The 15,942-nt window shown below is 74.2% G+C and carries 12 protein-coding genes; 4 read left to right on the top strand and 8 right to left on the bottom strand.

Annotated elements, in window-relative coordinates; translation table 11 throughout:
- Window positions 1–15 precede the first annotated feature (15 nt).
- The 6 genes from ACZ58X_RS28665 to ACZ58X_RS28640 all read right to left on the bottom strand — a co-directional run bounded on the left by ACZ58X_RS28665 (window position 16) and on the right by ACZ58X_RS28640 (window position 11,084).
- Entirely contained in the window at window positions 16–825 is an 810-nt protein-coding gene (locus tag ACZ58X_RS28665; protein WP_470336474.1) for a class I SAM-dependent methyltransferase, read from the bottom strand.
- Window positions 826–827: 2 nt separating this feature from the next.
- Window positions 828–5,486, bottom strand: coding sequence for an amino acid adenylation domain-containing protein (locus ACZ58X_RS28660; protein WP_470336473.1), 4,659 nt, complete (start codon window positions 5,484–5,486; stop codon window positions 828–830).
- 70 nt (window positions 5,487–5,556) lie between these two features.
- Window positions 5,557–6,585: a guanitoxin biosynthesis L-enduracididine beta-hydroxylase GntD gene (gene gntD / locus ACZ58X_RS28655; protein WP_470336472.1), complete on the bottom strand. Its 1,029-nt coding sequence runs from the start codon at window positions 6,583–6,585 to the stop codon at window positions 5,557–5,559.
- Window positions 6,578–6,799: an MbtH family protein gene (locus ACZ58X_RS28650; RefSeq protein WP_470336471.1), complete on the bottom strand. Its 222-nt coding sequence runs from the start codon at window positions 6,797–6,799 to the stop codon at window positions 6,578–6,580. The genes gntD and ACZ58X_RS28650 overlap by 8 nt, the downstream gene beginning before the upstream one ends.
- A 32-nt stretch (window positions 6,800–6,831) precedes the next feature.
- Window positions 6,832–10,266: a non-ribosomal peptide synthetase gene (locus ACZ58X_RS28645; RefSeq protein WP_470336470.1), complete on the bottom strand. Its 3,435-nt coding sequence runs from the start codon at window positions 10,264–10,266 to the stop codon at window positions 6,832–6,834.
- Window positions 10,263–11,084, bottom strand: a complete 822-nt coding sequence (locus ACZ58X_RS28640) for a phytanoyl-CoA dioxygenase family protein (protein WP_470336469.1) — start codon at window positions 11,082–11,084, stop codon at window positions 10,263–10,265. The genes ACZ58X_RS28645 and ACZ58X_RS28640 overlap by 4 nt, the downstream gene beginning before the upstream one ends.
- Before the next feature lie 319 nt (window positions 11,085–11,403).
- Between ACZ58X_RS28640 and ACZ58X_RS28635 the strand changes: the two genes are divergently transcribed.
- Together ACZ58X_RS28635 and ACZ58X_RS28630 are read left to right on the top strand one after the other, a co-directional pair.
- Window positions 11,404–11,661 carry a helix-turn-helix domain-containing protein gene (locus tag ACZ58X_RS28635; protein ID WP_470336468.1) on the top strand — a complete coding sequence of 86 codons (258 nt, stop codon included), beginning with the start codon at window positions 11,404–11,406 and terminating at the stop codon, window positions 11,659–11,661.
- A complete protein-coding gene (locus ACZ58X_RS28630) occupies window positions 11,661–12,293 on the top strand; it encodes a hypothetical protein (protein ID WP_470336467.1) in 633 nt (210 codons plus the stop codon). The genes ACZ58X_RS28635 and ACZ58X_RS28630 overlap by 1 nt, the downstream gene beginning before the upstream one ends.
- A 240-nt stretch (window positions 12,294–12,533) precedes the next feature.
- Here ACZ58X_RS28630 and ACZ58X_RS28625 read toward each other — a convergent pair whose 3' ends face one another.
- Window positions 12,534–12,839, bottom strand: a complete 306-nt coding sequence (locus ACZ58X_RS28625) for an SsgA family sporulation/cell division regulator (RefSeq protein WP_470336533.1) — start codon at window positions 12,837–12,839, stop codon at window positions 12,534–12,536.
- A gap of 256 nt (window positions 12,840–13,095) precedes the next feature.
- Window positions 13,096–13,989 carry a ribose-phosphate pyrophosphokinase-like domain-containing protein gene (locus ACZ58X_RS28620; protein ID WP_470336466.1) on the bottom strand — a complete coding sequence of 298 codons (894 nt, stop codon included), beginning with the start codon at window positions 13,987–13,989 and terminating at the stop codon, window positions 13,096–13,098.
- 321 nt (window positions 13,990–14,310) lie between these two features.
- On the opposite strand from ACZ58X_RS28620, the gene ACZ58X_RS28615 reads away from it, so the two are divergent.
- Both ACZ58X_RS28615 and ACZ58X_RS28610 read left to right on the top strand, forming a co-directional pair.
- On the top strand, window positions 14,311–15,438 hold the full coding sequence (locus tag ACZ58X_RS28615) for a hypothetical protein (protein WP_470336465.1): 1,128 nt from the start codon (window positions 14,311–14,313) through the stop codon (window positions 15,436–15,438).
- A gap of 60 nt (window positions 15,439–15,498) precedes the next feature.
- The gene (locus ACZ58X_RS28610) at window positions 15,499–15,714 is read left to right on the top strand and encodes a hypothetical protein (RefSeq protein WP_470336464.1); all 216 of its coding nucleotides are present in this window, start codon (window positions 15,499–15,501) and stop codon (window positions 15,712–15,714) included.
- Window positions 15,715–15,942 lie beyond the last annotated feature (228 nt).

Raw genomic sequence — 15,942 nt, 5'->3', positions numbered from 1 at the left:
CCTCTCTCACCGGGTTCAGCGGGTGGCCGTGACGACCGTCATGCGGTCCGTCCACCAGTACTGGCAGTCCGCGGGCGGGACGAGCCCGTCCACGACCTCCACCGAGAACGAGCTGAAATACCGCAGCAGGCTGCGCTGGTGGCGCCGGCTGAGCGAGTCGCGCTCGTTGGTGTAGTAGGTGAACACCCCGCCGGGCCGCAGGTGGGCGGCGGCCTCGGAGAAGAACGCCTCGGCCACCGTGCTGTCCCGCAGCACGTACTGGTCGAACTCGTCCTCGCTGGTGGGGAAGGCGTCCCAGAAGATCCCGTCGAAGTCGCCCAGGGTGGGCATGACGGACTGCCAGTTGCCCTGGATCAGCTCGATGTCGGAGTCCGGGCGCCGGGCGCGCCAGGCCTTGGCCACCTCCAGCACCTGGTCGTTGAACTCGACGATGGTGTGCGAGCGGACGCCCTGCTCCTCGATGTAGGTCGCGGAGAGGCCGAGGCCGAAGCCGATCTCCAGGATGTCGCCGTGGCCGGCGCCGACCCGTTCGGCCATCCGGCGCATCAGCGCGGCCTCCCAGTCCTGCATCACCTGCTGGCCCTCGATGATCAGCGAGCCGTCGTGGTAGTCGGCCTCGCTGCCGTGCCATTCGGCGTTGATCTCGCCGCGGGTGGTGCCGTCCACGAACTCCGGGGCGATCACGTCGAGGTGGCGCAGCTGCTCGGCCAGCTCGTCGACGGCCCGGTGCACGACCCAGCGCTGCTGCTCGGCCCGCGGGGCGGCGATGAACGAGCCGCGGTGCAGCCCCACTTCGATGGAGAAGTCCTTGTAGCGACGCAGCATGGTCAGTGCTCCGGATCTGTGGTGGTGGTCGGGGCGAGGCCGGCGCGGGTGACCCGTTGCCAGGCGGCGGCGGCCAGTTCGGCCGGCGCGGCGGCGAGCAGGGCGGCCACCCGCTCCCTGGTCCGGTCGCCGGCGTCGGCGACCGGCGCCGCGAGGACGGCGGCCCGGGCGATCCCGGGATGGGCCTCCAGGGCGGCGACGACCTCGGCCGGTTCGACCCGGACGCCGCGGATCTTGATCTGCTCGTCGGCGCGGCCCCGGAACTCCACCTCGCCGTCGGGCCGCATCCGGGCCAGGTCGCCGGTGCGGTACAGCCTGGTGCCCGGCAGGTCGCCGGCGAAGCGGTTCTCCACGAACCGGCGCCGGGTCTCGCCGGCGTTGTCGAGGTAGCCGAGGCCGACGCAGTCGCCGGCCAGGTACAGCTCGCCGACCACGTTGACCGGGACGAGCTGGCGGCGTTCGTCCAGGACGACCGCGCCGGTGCCGTCGATCGGCCGGCCGATCAGCACCCGGCCCCGGTCACCGCCGGTGACCCGGTGGAACATCGAGCCGATGCTGGCCTCGGTCGGGCCGTACAGGTTGTACAGCCGGGCGGGCAGGCCGAGTTCCTCGAAGCGACGGGCCACCCCCCGGCCGAGTTCCTCGCCACCGACGATGGCGACCCGCAGCGAGCCCAGCGCCTCGACCGCCTCCGGGCGCCCGGCCGCGTGCCGCACCAGGCCGTCCAGCATGGCCGGGACCAGGTCGATGGTGCGCACCCGGTGGGCGGCGATCACCTCCAGCAGCCGCTCCGGCGAGGCCTGGAGGGTCGGCCCGGACAGCACCGCGCGTCCGCCGAGGGTGAGCGGCCACAGGTACTCCCACACGCAGCTGTCGTACACCGGCGGGGTGGTCTGCAGCACGGTCTCGGCCGCCTCGGCGCCGAACTCGCGGTTCATCCAGGCGATCCGGTTGGCGACGCCGAGGTGGTGGACCACCGCGCCCTTGGGGCGCCCGGTGGAACCCGAGGTGTAGATCGCGTACATCGGCCGGTCGCCGTGCTCCGGGGTGAGCTGCCACGGGGTCGGGGCGTGCTCGCCGACCGGCGCCGAGGGCGCCCGCACCGTCCGGACGGCCCCGACCGCGGCCGGCGCCGCCTCGTCCTCGGCGACCACCGCGAGCGGATTGCCGAGCTCGGCGAGGAGGTCCGTGACGCGCTGGGCGGGCCAGTCCGGGTCGACCGGGACGAAGGCCGCGCCGAGGCTGTTGACCGCGACCATGGCGGCCAGCATCGCCGATCCGCCGGGCAGCACCAGCGGGACGAACTCCGGCACCGGTCCGGCCGCGAGCAGCCGGCCGCGGATGTCGTCGACCAGCGCCAGCAGCTCCTGGTAGGTCAGGCCGGCGCCGTCGGCGACCACGGCGGTGCGCTCGGGGTACCGGCGGGCGGTCCCGGCGATCTGCAGGGCGAGCGGCGCGCGGGGCCCGGCGGCGGGCTCGCCGACGGTCAGCGCCCGGGCCCCGGCCGGGACGAAGGGGATGTCCTTGACCTTGAGGTCGGGGTCGGCGACGACCCGGTCGACCAGGGCGAGGAAGGTCTCGACCAGCCGGTCCGCGCTCTCCTCGTCGAACAGGTCGGCGGAGTACCAGAGCCGGCCCTCCAGCCGCCCGTCGTACTCGCCGAGGATCAGCGTCAGGTCGAGCGTCGAGGTCCGGGCCGGCAGTTCCAGCGTGCTGACCCGGGTGCCCACCAGGTCGAGGTCGATCCGCTCCTCGTCCATCAGGAACATGGTGCGGAAGATCGGGTTCTCGCCGGGCGTGCCGGGTCGGCCGGTGGCCCGCGCGATCTCGTCCAGCGGCAGGTCGGCGGCCCCCTGGGCGGCCAGCGTGCTGTGGCTGAGCCGCTGGACGGCCTCGGCGAAGCGCGGGTTGTCGGCCAGGTCGGCCCGGACCGGCAGGGTGTTGACGAACAGCCCGATCAGCCGCTCCAGCTCCTCCGAGCCGCGGTTGGCGGTGGGCACGCCGATCGCCAGGTCGTACTGGTCGGCGTGCCGGGCCAGGAACACCGCGTACAGGGTGAGCAGGGCGTGGTAGCGGGTGACGCCCTCGCGCTGGGCGAGCGCGGTGAGGGCCGCGGTCTGCCGGGGGCCGACGGTGAACGCCCGGGCCCCGCCGGCGCCGCTGGGCTCGCGCGGAGCCTCCCGGTCGGCCGGCAGCGGCAGGCTCTGCGGCAGCCCGTCCAGGTACTCGCGCCAGAAGCCGTGCAGGCCCTCGGCGTGCGCCCGGAACTCGGGGCCGGCCTGCCAGGCGCTGAAATCGAGGTAGCGGGCGCCGAGCGGGGGCAGGTCCGGCTCGGCCCCGCGGGCGGTGGCCGCGTAGGCGGCGCCCAGCTCGGCGACGAACAGCCCCGAGGACCACTCGTCGAACGCGCTGTGGTGCACCGCGAAGGCCAGCAGGCGGTTCCCGTCCGCGCAGTCCAGCAGCGCCGCGCGCAGCAGCGCGCCGGCGGCCAGGTCGAACGGGCGGGCCACGAAGGCGGCCAACAGCCCGTCGGCGTCCCGCAGTTCCTCTGCCGCGGTGGCGGCGGTGACGGCGGTCTCGATCCGGGCGGCGACCGGGCCGACGGACTGCACCAGGCGGCCGTCCTCGAACCGGATCGCGGTGCGCAGCGGCTCGTGCCGCTCCAGCACGGTGTGCAGCGCCCGCTCCAGGGCGCCGAGGTCGAGCGGGCCGGACACCTCGAAGACCAGCGGCAGGTTGTAGGCGGCCGATTCGGGGGCGAGGCGGTTCAGGAACCACATCCGCTCCTGGCCGGACCAGGCCGGTCCCTGCTCGGCGCCGGTGCGCGGCAGTTCGCGCGGGGTGAGCACGGCCGGGCCGGTCTCCCCGGCCACCGGGGCGTCGGCGGCAACCACGGCGGCCACCACCGCGGCCACCGTCGGCGCGGCGAAGAACTCGGCGAAGCCCAGCTCCACCCCGAGCCGGCTGCGCAGCCGGGTGAGCAGCTGGGTGACCATCAGCGAGTTGCCGCCGAGGTCCAGGAAGCTGTCGTGCGGGCCGATCTCCTGCGCGCCGAGCAGTTCCTGCCACAGCGCGGTGACCGCGGCGACGGCGGCGGGGTGGCCGAGGTCCTCCGGCGCGGACCCGGCCGCGGCGCGGGCGGCGGCCGGGCGCAGGGTGCGCGGCTCGTCCGCGTCGTCGGTGTGGACGGTGTAGCGCTGCGGCTGCGCCGGGGCGGGCAGCCGCTCGGCGGTCGCGGCGGTGAGGGCGGCGACCAGCCGCTCGACCTCGCCGCCGGGGACGGTCGTGAACACCTCGGCGACCACGCGGTCGCGGCCGTCGGGGCCCGGCTCGGCCCCGACCACGGCCTTGGCCACGCCGGGCACGTCCAGCAGGACCAGCTCGACCTCGCGCGGCTGCACGGTGAAACCGCGGACCTTCAACCGGTCGTCGATGCGGCCGGCGAAGCGGAAGCTGCCGTCGGTGAGGGCCACGGCGCGGTCGCCGGTGGCGTACATCCGGGCGCCGGGCTGCTCCGCGAACGGGTCCGGCCGGAACCGGGCGGCGGTGCGGGCGGGCTGGCCGGTGTAGCCGCGGGCGACGGCCAGGCCGCCGACGTACAGCTCGCCGGGCACGCCCGGCGGGACCGGCCGCAGGTCGCCGTCCAGCACGTACGCGCGGACGCCGGGCAGCGGGGTGCCGATGACACCGGTGCCGATCGGGTCGCCCGGGGCGATCGGGCCGGCCACGATCGAGGTGATCGCCTGCTCGGTGGAGCCGTACATGTTGTAGACCGCGCCGTGCGGGCCGGCCACCGCGTGCCAGCGGGCGATCTCGTCGGAGCCGACCTCCTCGCTGCCGACCGCGACGACCCGCACGGTGGCGGGCGGCGGCGGGACGTCCCCGGCCTCGACGGCGGCGAGCCAGGTCGACCAGAAGGAGGTGGGCAGGTCGAGCGCGCTGACCCGGTGTTCGGCCAGGAAGGCGGTGAAGGCGGCGAGGTCGGCGCCGACGGCCGGGTCCATCAGGACCAGCGCCGCCCCGGCCACCCAGGCCGAGAACGCCTCCTCCAGGGTGATGTCGACGCCGAGCGTGGTGAACTGGAGCACCCGGTCGTCCTCGGTCAGCCCCCAGCGCGCGGCGATGCCCGCGCAGTTGTTGAGTAGCGCGGCGTGCTCGGTCAGCACGCCCTTGGGCCGACCGGTCGATCCGGAGGTGAAGACCACGTAGGCGAGATCGGCCCCGGTGCCGTCCCGGTGCACGGCGGGCGCGGGCGGCTCGGCGGCGGCGAGCACCTCGTCGACGTCGACGGCGTCGGCCAGGCCGGCCGCGGCCGCCACGGCCGTGTGCGCCCCGTCGACGAACACCCGGGCCAGGCCGGACTCCTCGGCCACCTCGGCGATCCGGGCGGCGGGCCAGGCCGGGTCCAGCGGTACGTAGGCCGCGCCGCTGCCCAGCACGCCCAGCACCACGGCCAGGAAGCGCTGGTCGCGGGCGCCCAGGTAGCCGACCCGGGCCTCCCGGCCGGCGGGCACGGCGGTGGCCACCCGGTCGGCCAGCAGGCCGAGCCGCTCGTACGACCAGTCGCCGTGGCTGCCGGTCACCGCGGGGGCGTGCGGCCGTTCGGCCCGTTGCGCCGCGAATGCCTCGATCACCGATGTCCAGCCCGTGGGCACCGCCACCGTCGTCTCCCCGTTCACCGTCGTCCCCGTGCTCGCCGTTCCAGTGGGCGCCGTGCCAGCGGCGGCCGTATCAGTGGTCATTGCCGTCCAGAATCTGTCGTGCGCCGGCGGCCCGGGCGGGCCAGCTGCGGCGCAGGTCCCGGCTCACCGACATCCGCTTGAGCCAGCGGTCGCGGCCGTCGTAGTTCGCCCGGAAGGGCTTGCGCCCGTGCACGGCGCGGTGGTTGTCCACGACCAGGATGTCGCCGGGCACCAGCACCACCTGCTGCAACGCCGCCTCCACCACCGCGTAGAAGTCGCGCAGGACGGCCGCCACCACCGGGTCGGCGGGCTCCTCCAGGAAGTACGGGTCCACGCAGACGAAGGGGTGGTCCCGGTCCCCGGTGAGCAGCGCGCGGGGCTTGACCGGCTCGGCGGCGTCGGCGTGGGACTCGTCCGGGCGGTGCCGGAACCGCTCCTCGAACAGCAGGTCGTACTTCGGGTCCGAGAGGTCCCAGTCGGCGGCGCAGCTGACCGTGGTGGCCGCCCGCTGCGGGTTGCGCAGGCACAGCAGGCCGACGTAGTCGGGGCGGTGGCTGTGGAACGCGTCCTCGGTGTGCCACCAGATCGGTTCCTGGCTGGCGAAGTTGATCTGGGTGTTCTCGAACTCGCGCATCGGCAGCACGTCGTGGATCACGGCGCCGCCCTGCTGGGTGTTCCAGCCGAACAGCTCGCCGAACACCGATCCCACCAGGGCGAGTTGGCTCTCGTACCGGTCGGTGCGCCGGACCGCCGCCGGGTCGCGCCAGGTGTCCGGGGTGTCGCCGAGCGCCTCGTCGTCCACCGGCAGGCCGGTGACCAGGGCGAACGCGGCGTCCTCGCGCTGGCGCATGCCGGCCAGCGCGGCGCGCAGCCGGTGCGGCAGCCGCTGGGCCAGGACGGGCGCCTCACGGAAGAAGGCGTGCGCCTGCGGACCGGTCGCGGCACCGGCGTGGGCGGCGGCCAGCTCGGCCAGCTGCCGGCGCTCGTCCGGCTCCAGGGCCAGGGTGAGGCCGGGGCTGAGGGGTCCGGCGCCGATAGGGCCGGGGCTGAGGGGTCCGGCGCCGAGGGGTTCAGTCATCGAGCCCTCCGGCGGTCTGGGTGCGGCGGGCGGCGAGCGGGCGCAGATCGGTCCAGTGCTCGGCGATGTACGCCAGGCACTCCTCCTCGCTCGCCGGGCGGCCGAGCACCGCCCAGCCGAGCGGGGGCTGCCGGTCGGCGGGCCAGAGCGAGTACTGCTGCTGCTCGTTGACCACGACGGTGTGCGAGCCGGTCGCGGCGGGTGCTGAGCTCATGGGGCTGGTTCTTCCTTCCGTGGGCGGCGCGGTCACTGCGCCGGGCCCAGCAGGTCGTCGAAGAGGTCGTCGAGGTGTCGGCGTGCGCGCTGCTCGGCCGCGGCGGCGTCGGCCGCGTGCTCGTCGGCGCCGCCGGGGTCGGCGGTGGTGCCGGTGGCGGGGTCCGGGTGGGGGGCCGGGGCGGCGCTGCGCACCAGTTCGGCCAGCCCGGCCACGGTGGGCCGCCCGTAGAAGTCGGCGAGCGGGAACTCGACGCCGTGGCGGGCCTGAACGGCCCACAACAGCTTGGTGGCGAGCAGGGAGTGGCCGCCGAGCTGGAAGAAGTCGTCGTCCCGGCCGACCCGTTCGGCGCCGAGCAGTCCGGCGAGCTCGGCGGCGAGCTCCCGCTCCAGGGCGTCCCTCGGCTCGGCTTCCGGCCCGCTTCCGGTGGTGAACTCCGGTGCGGGCAGCCGGCGCTGGTCCACCTTGCCGTTGACGGTGAGCGGGAAGCGGTCGAGTGCGACGAACGCGGCCGGGACCATGTACTCCGGCAGCCTGCGGCGCAGGAACTCCCGCAGCTCGGCCGGGCCGGGCGCCGGGCCGTCCTGCGGGACGACGTAGGCGACCAGGCGGCGCTCCGCCGAGCCCTGCCCGTCCACCTTGACGAAGGCCGAGCGCACCGCCGGGTGGGCGTCCAGACCGGCCTGGACCTCGCCCAGCTCGACCCGGAAGCCGCGGATCTTGACCTGACCGTCCGCGCGGCCGAGGAACTCCAGCTCGCCGTCCGGCAGGTGGCGGGCGATGTCGCCGGTCCGGTAGAGCCGGGCGCCGGGCCGGTCGGAGAACGGGTCGGGCACGAAGGCGAGGGCGGTCAGCTCCGGCCGTCCCAGGTAGCCGTGGGCGAGCCCCGTGCCACCGATGTACACCTCGCCGCGCGCTCCCACCGGGACCGGCCGGCGCGCGGCGTCGAGCACGTACACCCGGGAGTTGGCGACCGGGCGTCCGATCGGCGCCCAGCCGGGCCACTCGGCGGGGTCGGCCGGCAGGTGGTGGGCGGTGGTGACGTGGGTCTCGGACGGGCCGTACTCGTTGTGCAACCGGCCGTTCGGCAGGTCGGCGAACAGCCGGCGCAGGTCCTCGGTGACCACCAGCTGCTCGGAGCCGGCGATCACCGTCTCCAGCGTGTGCGGCAGCCGGCCGCCCCGGCGGTACCCCTCGGCCACCTGCTGGAGCGCCACGGCCGGGATGAACAGCCGCTGGACGCGGTGCCGGTTCAGCAGGTCGACCAGGCCGTGCACGTCGCGCCGCTCGTCCTCGGTGATCAGCACCAGGGTGCCGCCCGCGCCGAGCGTGGAGAAGATCTCCTGGAACGAGACGTCGAAGCTGAGCGAGGCGAACTGCAGGGTCCGGTGACCGGGCTGCCGGTGCCGGTAGCGGTCCAGCTGCCAGGCGACCAGGTTGCTGACCGCCCGGTGCGGCATCAGGATGCCCTTCGGGCGTCCGGTGGAGCCGGAGGTGTACGTCACGTACGCGACCGACTCCGGGTCGGCGGGGGCGGCCGGCCGGGCCGGGCCGCCGGCTCCGGGTGCGGCGGGCAGCACGCCGACGTCGATCAGCCGGGCGCCGGTCGCGGGCAGCCGCTCGGGCGTCCCCGCGGCCACCAGGACGACCGAGGGCTCGGTGTCCTCCAGCAGCAGCGCGATCCGCTCCGACGGGTGGCTCAGGTCCAGCGGCACGTACGCCGCACCGGCCCTGAGGGTGCCCAGGACGGCGGCCAGCATCGCGACCGAGCGGGGCACCGCGATGCCGACGAACCCGCCCGCGCCCACCCCGGCCTCCGCCAGCGCCCGGGCCACCGCCTCGGCCCGCCGGTCGAGCTCGGCGTAGGAGACCCGCTCGTCACCGGCCTCGACCGCGATCGCGTCCGGCGTCCGGGCGGCCTGCCGCTCGAACCAGTGGTGGGCCAGCGGCTCGGCGCCCAGGTCGGCGGCGGTGTCGTTCCAGGTCCGCAGGACCAGCTCGCGCTCGGCGGGGTCCAGCAGTTCGTGGTCGGTCAGCGGGCGGTCCGGGGCGTCGGCGAGCGAGCGGACCAGCCGGGCCAGCTGCCGGCCGAGCTGCTCCACCGTCGCGTCGTCGAACAGCGCGGCGTCGTACTCCAGGACGAGCTCGGTGTCGGCGGCCCGCCGGGCGGCGAACAGGGCCAGGTCGAACTTGGCCCGGCCGCCCTCGGCCTCCAGCGGGGTGCAGACCGTCCCGGGTAGGTCCAGCCCGGCGGCGCCGACCTCGTCGGCGGCGAACCAGACCTGGAACAGCGGGTGCCGACCGCCGGAGCGGTCGGGTCGCAGCGCTTCCACCACCTCGTCGAAGGGCACCTCGGCCCGGTCGTACGCCTCGGCGACGACCGTCCGCATCCGGCCGAGCAGGGTCCGGAAGGACGGCGCCCCGGCGAGGTCGGCGCGCAGCGCGAGGGTGTTGAGGAAGAAGCCGATCAGCTCGTGCGTCCAGGCCGGGCCGCGCTGGGCGTACGGCGTGCCGATCACCAGGTCGTCCTGCCCGCCGACCCGGTGCAGCAGGGCCGCCCAGGCGGCCAGCAGGACGGTGACCGAGGTGCAGCCCTCGGCGCGGCCGAGCTCCTCGAGCCGGGCCAGGTCCGCCGGGTCGACCGGCACGGCGAGCTGGCGGGCCGGGCCGGGCCCGGGCTCCTGCCCCGGGCGGGCGGGGAGGTTCACCGTGGTCGGCGCGCCCTCCAGCCGTGCGCGCCAGTGGGCGAGCTGCTCGGCGCGGTCCTCGGTCGGCTCGTGCTGCCGGGCGGCCCAGTCGAGGTAGTGCGCCTTCGTGGGCTCCAGCTCCCCGCCGCCGCCGGTGGCCCGGCGGTACAGCGCGGCCAGGTCGTGCTGGAGGACACCGGAGGACCAGTCGTCGAAGAGGATGTGGTGGACGGTCAGGGTGAGCGTCCAACGCCCGGCGGCGTCCGGGGCACCGTACCGGTCACCGTGCCGGTGCAGGCGCAGCCACACCGGCGGCCGTGCTCCGGCGAGGTCGAGGGGCTCGTCCGCCTCGGCCCGGACGGCCGCTTCGACCGCGGCCTCGCGTACTCCGTCGGGGAGCGCGCCGTGGTCCACGATCTCGACGACGGGCGCCTCGGCGAGCACGGTCTGGCCGGGCTCGCCCTGGGCGTCCACCGTGATCCGGGTGCGCAGCGCGGCGTGCCGCAGGCACAGCTCGCGCAGGCTCTCCAGCAGCGCGGCCTCGTCGAGGTCGCCCTCGATCCGCCAGGCCATCGGGACGTTGTACTCGGCGCTGCCCGGGCGCAGCCGGTCGAGCAGCCAGAGCCGCCGCTGGCCCGGGGAGAGCGGTCCCTCGACGCGCCCGTCCGGACCGCCAGGGCCGGTCGGGGCGGTCGGGCCGGTCGGAGCGGTCCGGCCGGGGGCGCGCAGGCCGCGCTCGGCCAGCAGCTCCTCGATCCGCCGCTCGCGGGCGCCGGTCACGCCCGCCCCGCAGCGGCGTACGGGAGGGTGCGCAGGGCGTCGTCGGCGACCGTGGCGAGCGGGGTGAAGTCGCGGGAGGCGAGGAACTCGGGCCGGGGCGCGGGCACCTCGCCCAGCCGGTTGCGGACGCCGTTGTAGCTGATCAGCACCAGGGTGCGGTTGTTCGGCGACATGTTGGGCACCGACCCGTGCAGGATGTTGCTGTGGAACAGCAGGACGCTGCCCGCCTCCCCCTTGGGGGCGACGATGCCGCGCTCGCGGGTGGCCCGGGCGAGGGTCTCGGCGGTCAGGGAGTACTTCATCTTCGCGGAGAGCGTCCGGCTCCAGTCCGCGTCCTCCTGCACGGTGGTCTCGTACACGCCCTCCCGGTGCGAGCCGGGGACGACCATGAGCGGGCCGTTGAACTCGTCGACCCGGTCCATGAAGACGGCCGCGCTCAGCGCGTGCGGCGCGGGCATGCCGTCCTCGTCGCGCCAGAAGCGGAAGTCCTGGTGCCACTCCCAGACCTCGCCGACCAGTGCCAGCTTGGCGTTGATCTTGAACTGGTGGACGTAGACCTCGTCGTCGAGCAACTGCCGGGCCGGCTCCACCAGCCGGGGCAGCCGGGTCAGCGCGCCGAACAGCGGGTGGGTCGCGTGCACCCCGTGCACCCCGCGCACCACACCGGTACCGGCCTCCAGCACGCGGTGCGGGCCGGGTTCTGCGAATACCTCGGAAAGACCGCCGCGAAGCGCCTCCAGCTCTGCAGAGTCGAAGACGTCAGGAATCAGGATGAACCCGTCCTCGCTGAACAGCCGGATTTGTTCTTCGGTCAGCATGTCGTCAATCAGTCCTCTCCGATGGGGTTGCGGCCAGGCCGATGTCCAAGGCATTCGACCGCCACCCTCACCCAAGCCCGGACCCCGGGCGAGTCACTGCAACTGGTGACTTGACATGCTCACCAAGCTGTGCTTACGAGGGCCCGAGGGCTGCAGTTGACAGGGTGTAGCGTTGTTCGCGGGGTGCTCTCCGACCTGCCCGGCAAGCCTGTGACTCGACAAAACCCGGTGGTAGCCTGACCACTCGGCGGCGGGTGGGGCCCCTTGCGGCGAACGCCGGCCGCTGCGCAACAGGCACATAGTTCAGACGGGGGCGATCATGGACCTGGAATACGTGAATGATTTCTCACCACGCGAGCGCGAGGTTCTGCATCAAATAGCCGGCGGCTGCACCTACGAGCAGGTCGCCCGGCGCCTCGGAATTAGCGTCCACACGGTCAACACCTATCTCCGCCGAATTCGGGCCAAGGCACCCGCCGGAACCCACGCCGACCTGGTCCGGCTGAGCCTGCGGGTCAACGGCCAGGCGTGCGACGACCGGACGGGCAACGACTGGATCGACAGGGCGGTCGCCTGATGGCCGGTCAGCCGACGGACAACCCCACCGTCAGCGCCGCCGAGGCGCTGGCCTACTACGCCAACGGCTGGTACGCCGGCGGCGACACCCGCAAGCCGCAGGCCCCCCTCGTGTGGGAGAGCCCCGAGGCCCGCTGCATCATCGACGTCCGGGGCAGCACCTGGACCCGCTACCTGCGCCGGGCCCGCCGGAAGGTCAAGGCCGGCGGCTTCGAACTCCGCTGGAACACCTCCTTCGACGAGGTGCTCGCCTCCTGCGCCGTGGGCCGCAAGCCGGGCGAGGGCACCTGGATCGACTCCTCGATGTCCGCGCTCTACCGCGAGCTCCACCGGGTCGGCGCCGCCCACTCCGCCGAGGCCTGGCTGGACGGCCACCTCGTCGGCGGCGTCATCGGCATGGGCATCGGCCGCTGGCTCTCCATGGAGACCACCTTCCACTCCGCCCCCGACGCCGGCCACGCAGCCATCGCCGCCATGGCAGAACTGATGGAACGCCGCGGCTGCCTCCTCGTCGACGTCCAGCAACTCCACTCCTTCACCCGCAAGTTGGGCGGCATCGAAATCCCCCGCGACACCTACCGCCAACTCCTCCACGCCGCCCTCGACCCCACCCTCGCCCCACGACCCACCTGAGGCGCGTCCGGGGTACGGGGACCGCCACCGCGTGCCGGTGGTCCGGGTACACGTGCGGCAGGACCGTCGCGTCCGACCGGGCGCCGCCGAGCCTCCCCCTTTCGTCCTGTCACCTTTCGTCGCCGCCCCGGCCCTCCCGGACCGGGGCGGCTGTGGATGCGCCCTTGGGCGGCGCCCCGAACACGCCCCGGGACAGGTCGTCGAACCGGACCGGTGAGGTCTGATGGGGAGGCGCCGGGATCAGCGGGCGGCTGCTCCCGCCGCCTGGCAGCCGCCCGCATCCCACCCATCCCGCTCAACGTCACGCTGGGACACGGTCGTCACCCTGAAGGACACGCGCCGGTTCGCCCGTCTTCGCCACCGAACGGAACATCGGCCGCACCGCCGGCTGGAGCGCCTGCGGTGCTCGCCCACCTGGCGTTGCAGACCGTCGAGCAGGAGGTCTCGCGAGAAGACCCAGGTGAGGTGGGCCTGTTCACCGCTCAGCAGCTGGAGCGTGACACGGAAGGGGCGGTCGGTGCGGTAGGTGAATCGGCCCAGGATCACGAGCGGTGCGGGGTCTCCCGGCGTCGGTTCGGGATTGAGCAGGACGAGGGTGTGGATGGTGGTGCGCCCCAGCGAGGGGCTTTCTGTGACGGCGGGAAGCCGGCTGCGCGAATCGTCCGGCAGCCTGACGGGAGCTGACCGCTTCACGAACTGCCGTGGCGGTCACGGGACATGGCGCGAGTGGCGACTCGCCGGGAGTTCGCGGCCGGTCATCCCCGGATCGGCGCGGGAGCGGCAGGGCGCATGGATCCACGGCTCATGGCACAAGGTCCTTCGGTCCGGCGTCGGGCGCGACAGGCCTCGGCCCGGCCGCAGTTGACGAGGACGACCGGCAACCGAGCACGCCGAGGACGACCTTGGCAACGACTGGCGCGACCAGCGGCAGGACCGGCAGCACGTTCACGCCGGGCAGGACGGGTCGGTGACCGGTCGCATCGGTGACGTACAGCGACACGCGGTCGGCGGTCCCGCACAGCGTGCCGAGCTGATCCAGGCACGTCCCGCTCGGCCGCAGGTGGGGGGCGATGACGTCCACGCGCAGATCCGGTGCCTGTTCGCGGACCGCAGCGGTGACGGCCCGCAGCATCGACCCGGCGGTGACGAGGCCGTCGACGATCACGGCACGGCCGTCCCGCCCCAGATGACGCCGAGTGGTGCTCAGCGATATCCGGATCCGGCCACCGGTCGGCCGTCCTCTGATCGCGACGACGGTCGGCACGCCCAGGGACCTTCCCAGAGCGCGTACTTGGGCAGCCGAGGCGATATCGGCCGCCACCAGGAAGTCCGGGCGCCCGTCCAGGGTGCTCAGCAGCGCCGACTGCAGCGGAAGCAGCGGAAGCAGGGTCAGCGACGACGAGGCGAACGCCGGATGGAGGGAGTCCCGCGTGTCGCAGGCGAGTGTCGTGAGGTGACCGATCCCGGCTGTCGCGGCCAGATCGGCGAGCAGCGTCGAGTTCAGCAGCCGTCGCTGTCCGGGCGCCTGCTGATCCTGCTGGGCGTAGGAGAGGTGCGGGGCGAACGCGGCGATCCGGTCGGCTCCGCGTTCCCGGTAGGAGCGGGCGGTGGCGAGCAGGGCCATCAGGGCCTTGTCCGGATCGCCACCTCCGGCAGGACGCCCGGTCCGGCGGATCTCCGACCGGGTAGCGGGCACGGCAGCCGGTGTCCCCGAGGTACCTGACCAGATTCTTCGCGGCCCGGGTCACCCGGGCATCGGTCGGATGCTCGGTGGCGCCCGGGACCCGGATCCGGCGGTTGCCGGATTTCGGCGGTGAGACGCAGAGCAGGGTGCGGACGGAGCGCACGGTGCGCGATCGGCCGCCGCGCTCGGACCGGGAGCGACCGGCCGGGCGGCGGACGATCAGGTCGCGGTGCCGTCCAGGAACGGCGTCCGGTCGTCCCTCGACGGCGGCAAGAATGGGCCACGACGGTGCGATGCGGCGCCGCGCCGCGACAGTCCTGGAGGTACGAACCCGTGACCCGCTACAGCGTCGACCCCGAACGACACGAGCTGATCGCCACCTGGGGAACCGGCGAAGGTGATCTCGCCACCCGCATCGCCGTCCTCCCCGCCACGGCCGAAACCTCCACCCTCCTGAGTCTGGCCCGCGCCCTCACGCGCCTCTCCGAGGCCGCCTGGCGCACCTACACCCACCCCGCCAGCGCCGCCTCCTCCATCGAGCCCAACTCCGAGGGCTGGCGCCGCGAGGAGGAGCGCGAAGCCTTCGACGAGGTCCCCGGCGCCATCGCCCGGCCCAACCTCCCCCAGGACGGCATGCTCGACGTCTCCTACATCCCCCTGGTCGAATCCGCCCACCGCGCCGGGCGCGCCCTCCACGCTCTCGACAACGCGGCCCTCACCGACGCCGTCCTCGCGGAAACCGCCACCGAACTCGCCGCCGTGGAGAACGCCGAACTCGGCGACCTCACCGACCGCGCCCGCCAGGCCGTCCTCCTCAGCCGCGAAGGCGCCTCCCCCGTCCAGGTCGCCGCCGCCGACCGCCTCCTCGAACAGAACCCCTTCGGCCCCGCCGCCCTCCTCACCGAGATCGACCCCACCGCCGCCGCCGTCGCCGCAGCCCACTGGCTCGCGGCCGCCGCCGAGGTCACCGCCGAAGCCACCGGCCACTCCCCCACCACCGTGCTCCTCGAAGCGGACGACATCGAAGCCCTCCCCCACCAAACCCCCACCCTCGTCCTCGAACTCCTCGAAGCCGGCGTCTCCCCCTACGACGCGGTCACCGGCCTGGTGCGCCACGCCCTCCACGTCGCCGACGGCCTCCTCCCCGACCCCGCCAGCCTGCGCGAACAACTCGAAGACCTCGACGAATACGCCGCCCCGGACGCCGACCCCGAGGACACCGGCCTGCGCCTGACCCCCCTCGACCCCAAACGCCCCGCCCGCGACCTCCTCGAAGACCTCCTCACCGGCATCCACGGCTGCCGGCTCCTCCACGACGACTACGACGACCTCGACGACCTCGACGACGAGGAGCAGGACCGGGACGGCGAACAGGCCGAGCGCCACCAGAACCGCAGCCGCGAACGCTTCGCCCACCTCGTCCGCGAAGCCGCAGCCACCCACCACGCCCGGCTCACCTGACCGGCCACGGAGACCGCCCGCCCGGACACCGGACGCATCCCCTACCTGGACGAACGCTTCATGTACATCCGCCGGACGCTCTCGGCCATCGACAACACCGAACTCGCCCTCACCGAACCCAGGACCGGTTCCAGCCGCAACTGGGCCGCCCTACCGGACCGCGCCACCGCGGCGATCGCCCACCATCCCGCCCCCGACACCTTCCGCGCCCCCGACCCGGCCTGCACGGCCACCACGCCACCCGAATCCCCGCAGCCCCCGCGACACCACGCCTGACCACCCACCAGACACGGAAAACGACACAACGTCGCCAACCAGCGCCCCGGCCAGCCCACCGGGACCACGCTGCGACCACCAGATGACGACACAACAGAAAGGCCGCTCCCGCCAGAAGCGGAAACGGCCTACGACCTGCAAAAACGCTGGTCGGGACGACAGGATTTGAACCTGCGACCCCTTGACCCCCAGTCGCCCGGCGATAGCCATCCCTGCACGTCAGACGGT

This window comes from Kitasatospora sp. NPDC040550, assembly GCF_055594965.1.
This window is presented reverse-complemented; position numbering and strand designations above follow the sequence as displayed.

What these genes read in the sequence shown, in the direction of transcription:
- ACZ58X_RS28665 (WP_470336474.1), bottom strand. Translation starts at nt 825, where the DNA reads ATGCTGCGTCGCTACAAGGACTTCTCCATCGAAGTGGGGCTGCACCGC.
- gntD (WP_470336472.1), bottom strand. Translation starts at nt 6,585, where the DNA reads ATGACTGAACCCCTCGGCGCCGGACCCCTCAGCCCCGGCCCTATCGGC.
- ACZ58X_RS28650 (WP_470336471.1), bottom strand. Translation starts at nt 6,799, where the DNA reads ATGAGCTCAGCACCCGCCGCGACCGGCTCGCACACCGTCGTGGTCAAC.
- ACZ58X_RS28640 (WP_470336469.1), bottom strand. Translation starts at nt 11,084, where the DNA reads ATGCTGACCGAAGAACAAATCCGGCTGTTCAGCGAGGACGGGTTCATC.
- ACZ58X_RS28635 (WP_470336468.1), top strand. Translation starts at nt 11,404, where the DNA reads ATGGACCTGGAATACGTGAATGATTTCTCACCACGCGAGCGCGAGGTT.
- ACZ58X_RS28630 (WP_470336467.1), top strand. Translation starts at nt 11,661, where the DNA reads ATGGCCGGTCAGCCGACGGACAACCCCACCGTCAGCGCCGCCGAGGCG.
- ACZ58X_RS28610 (WP_470336464.1), top strand. Translation starts at nt 15,499, where the DNA reads ATGTACATCCGCCGGACGCTCTCGGCCATCGACAACACCGAACTCGCC.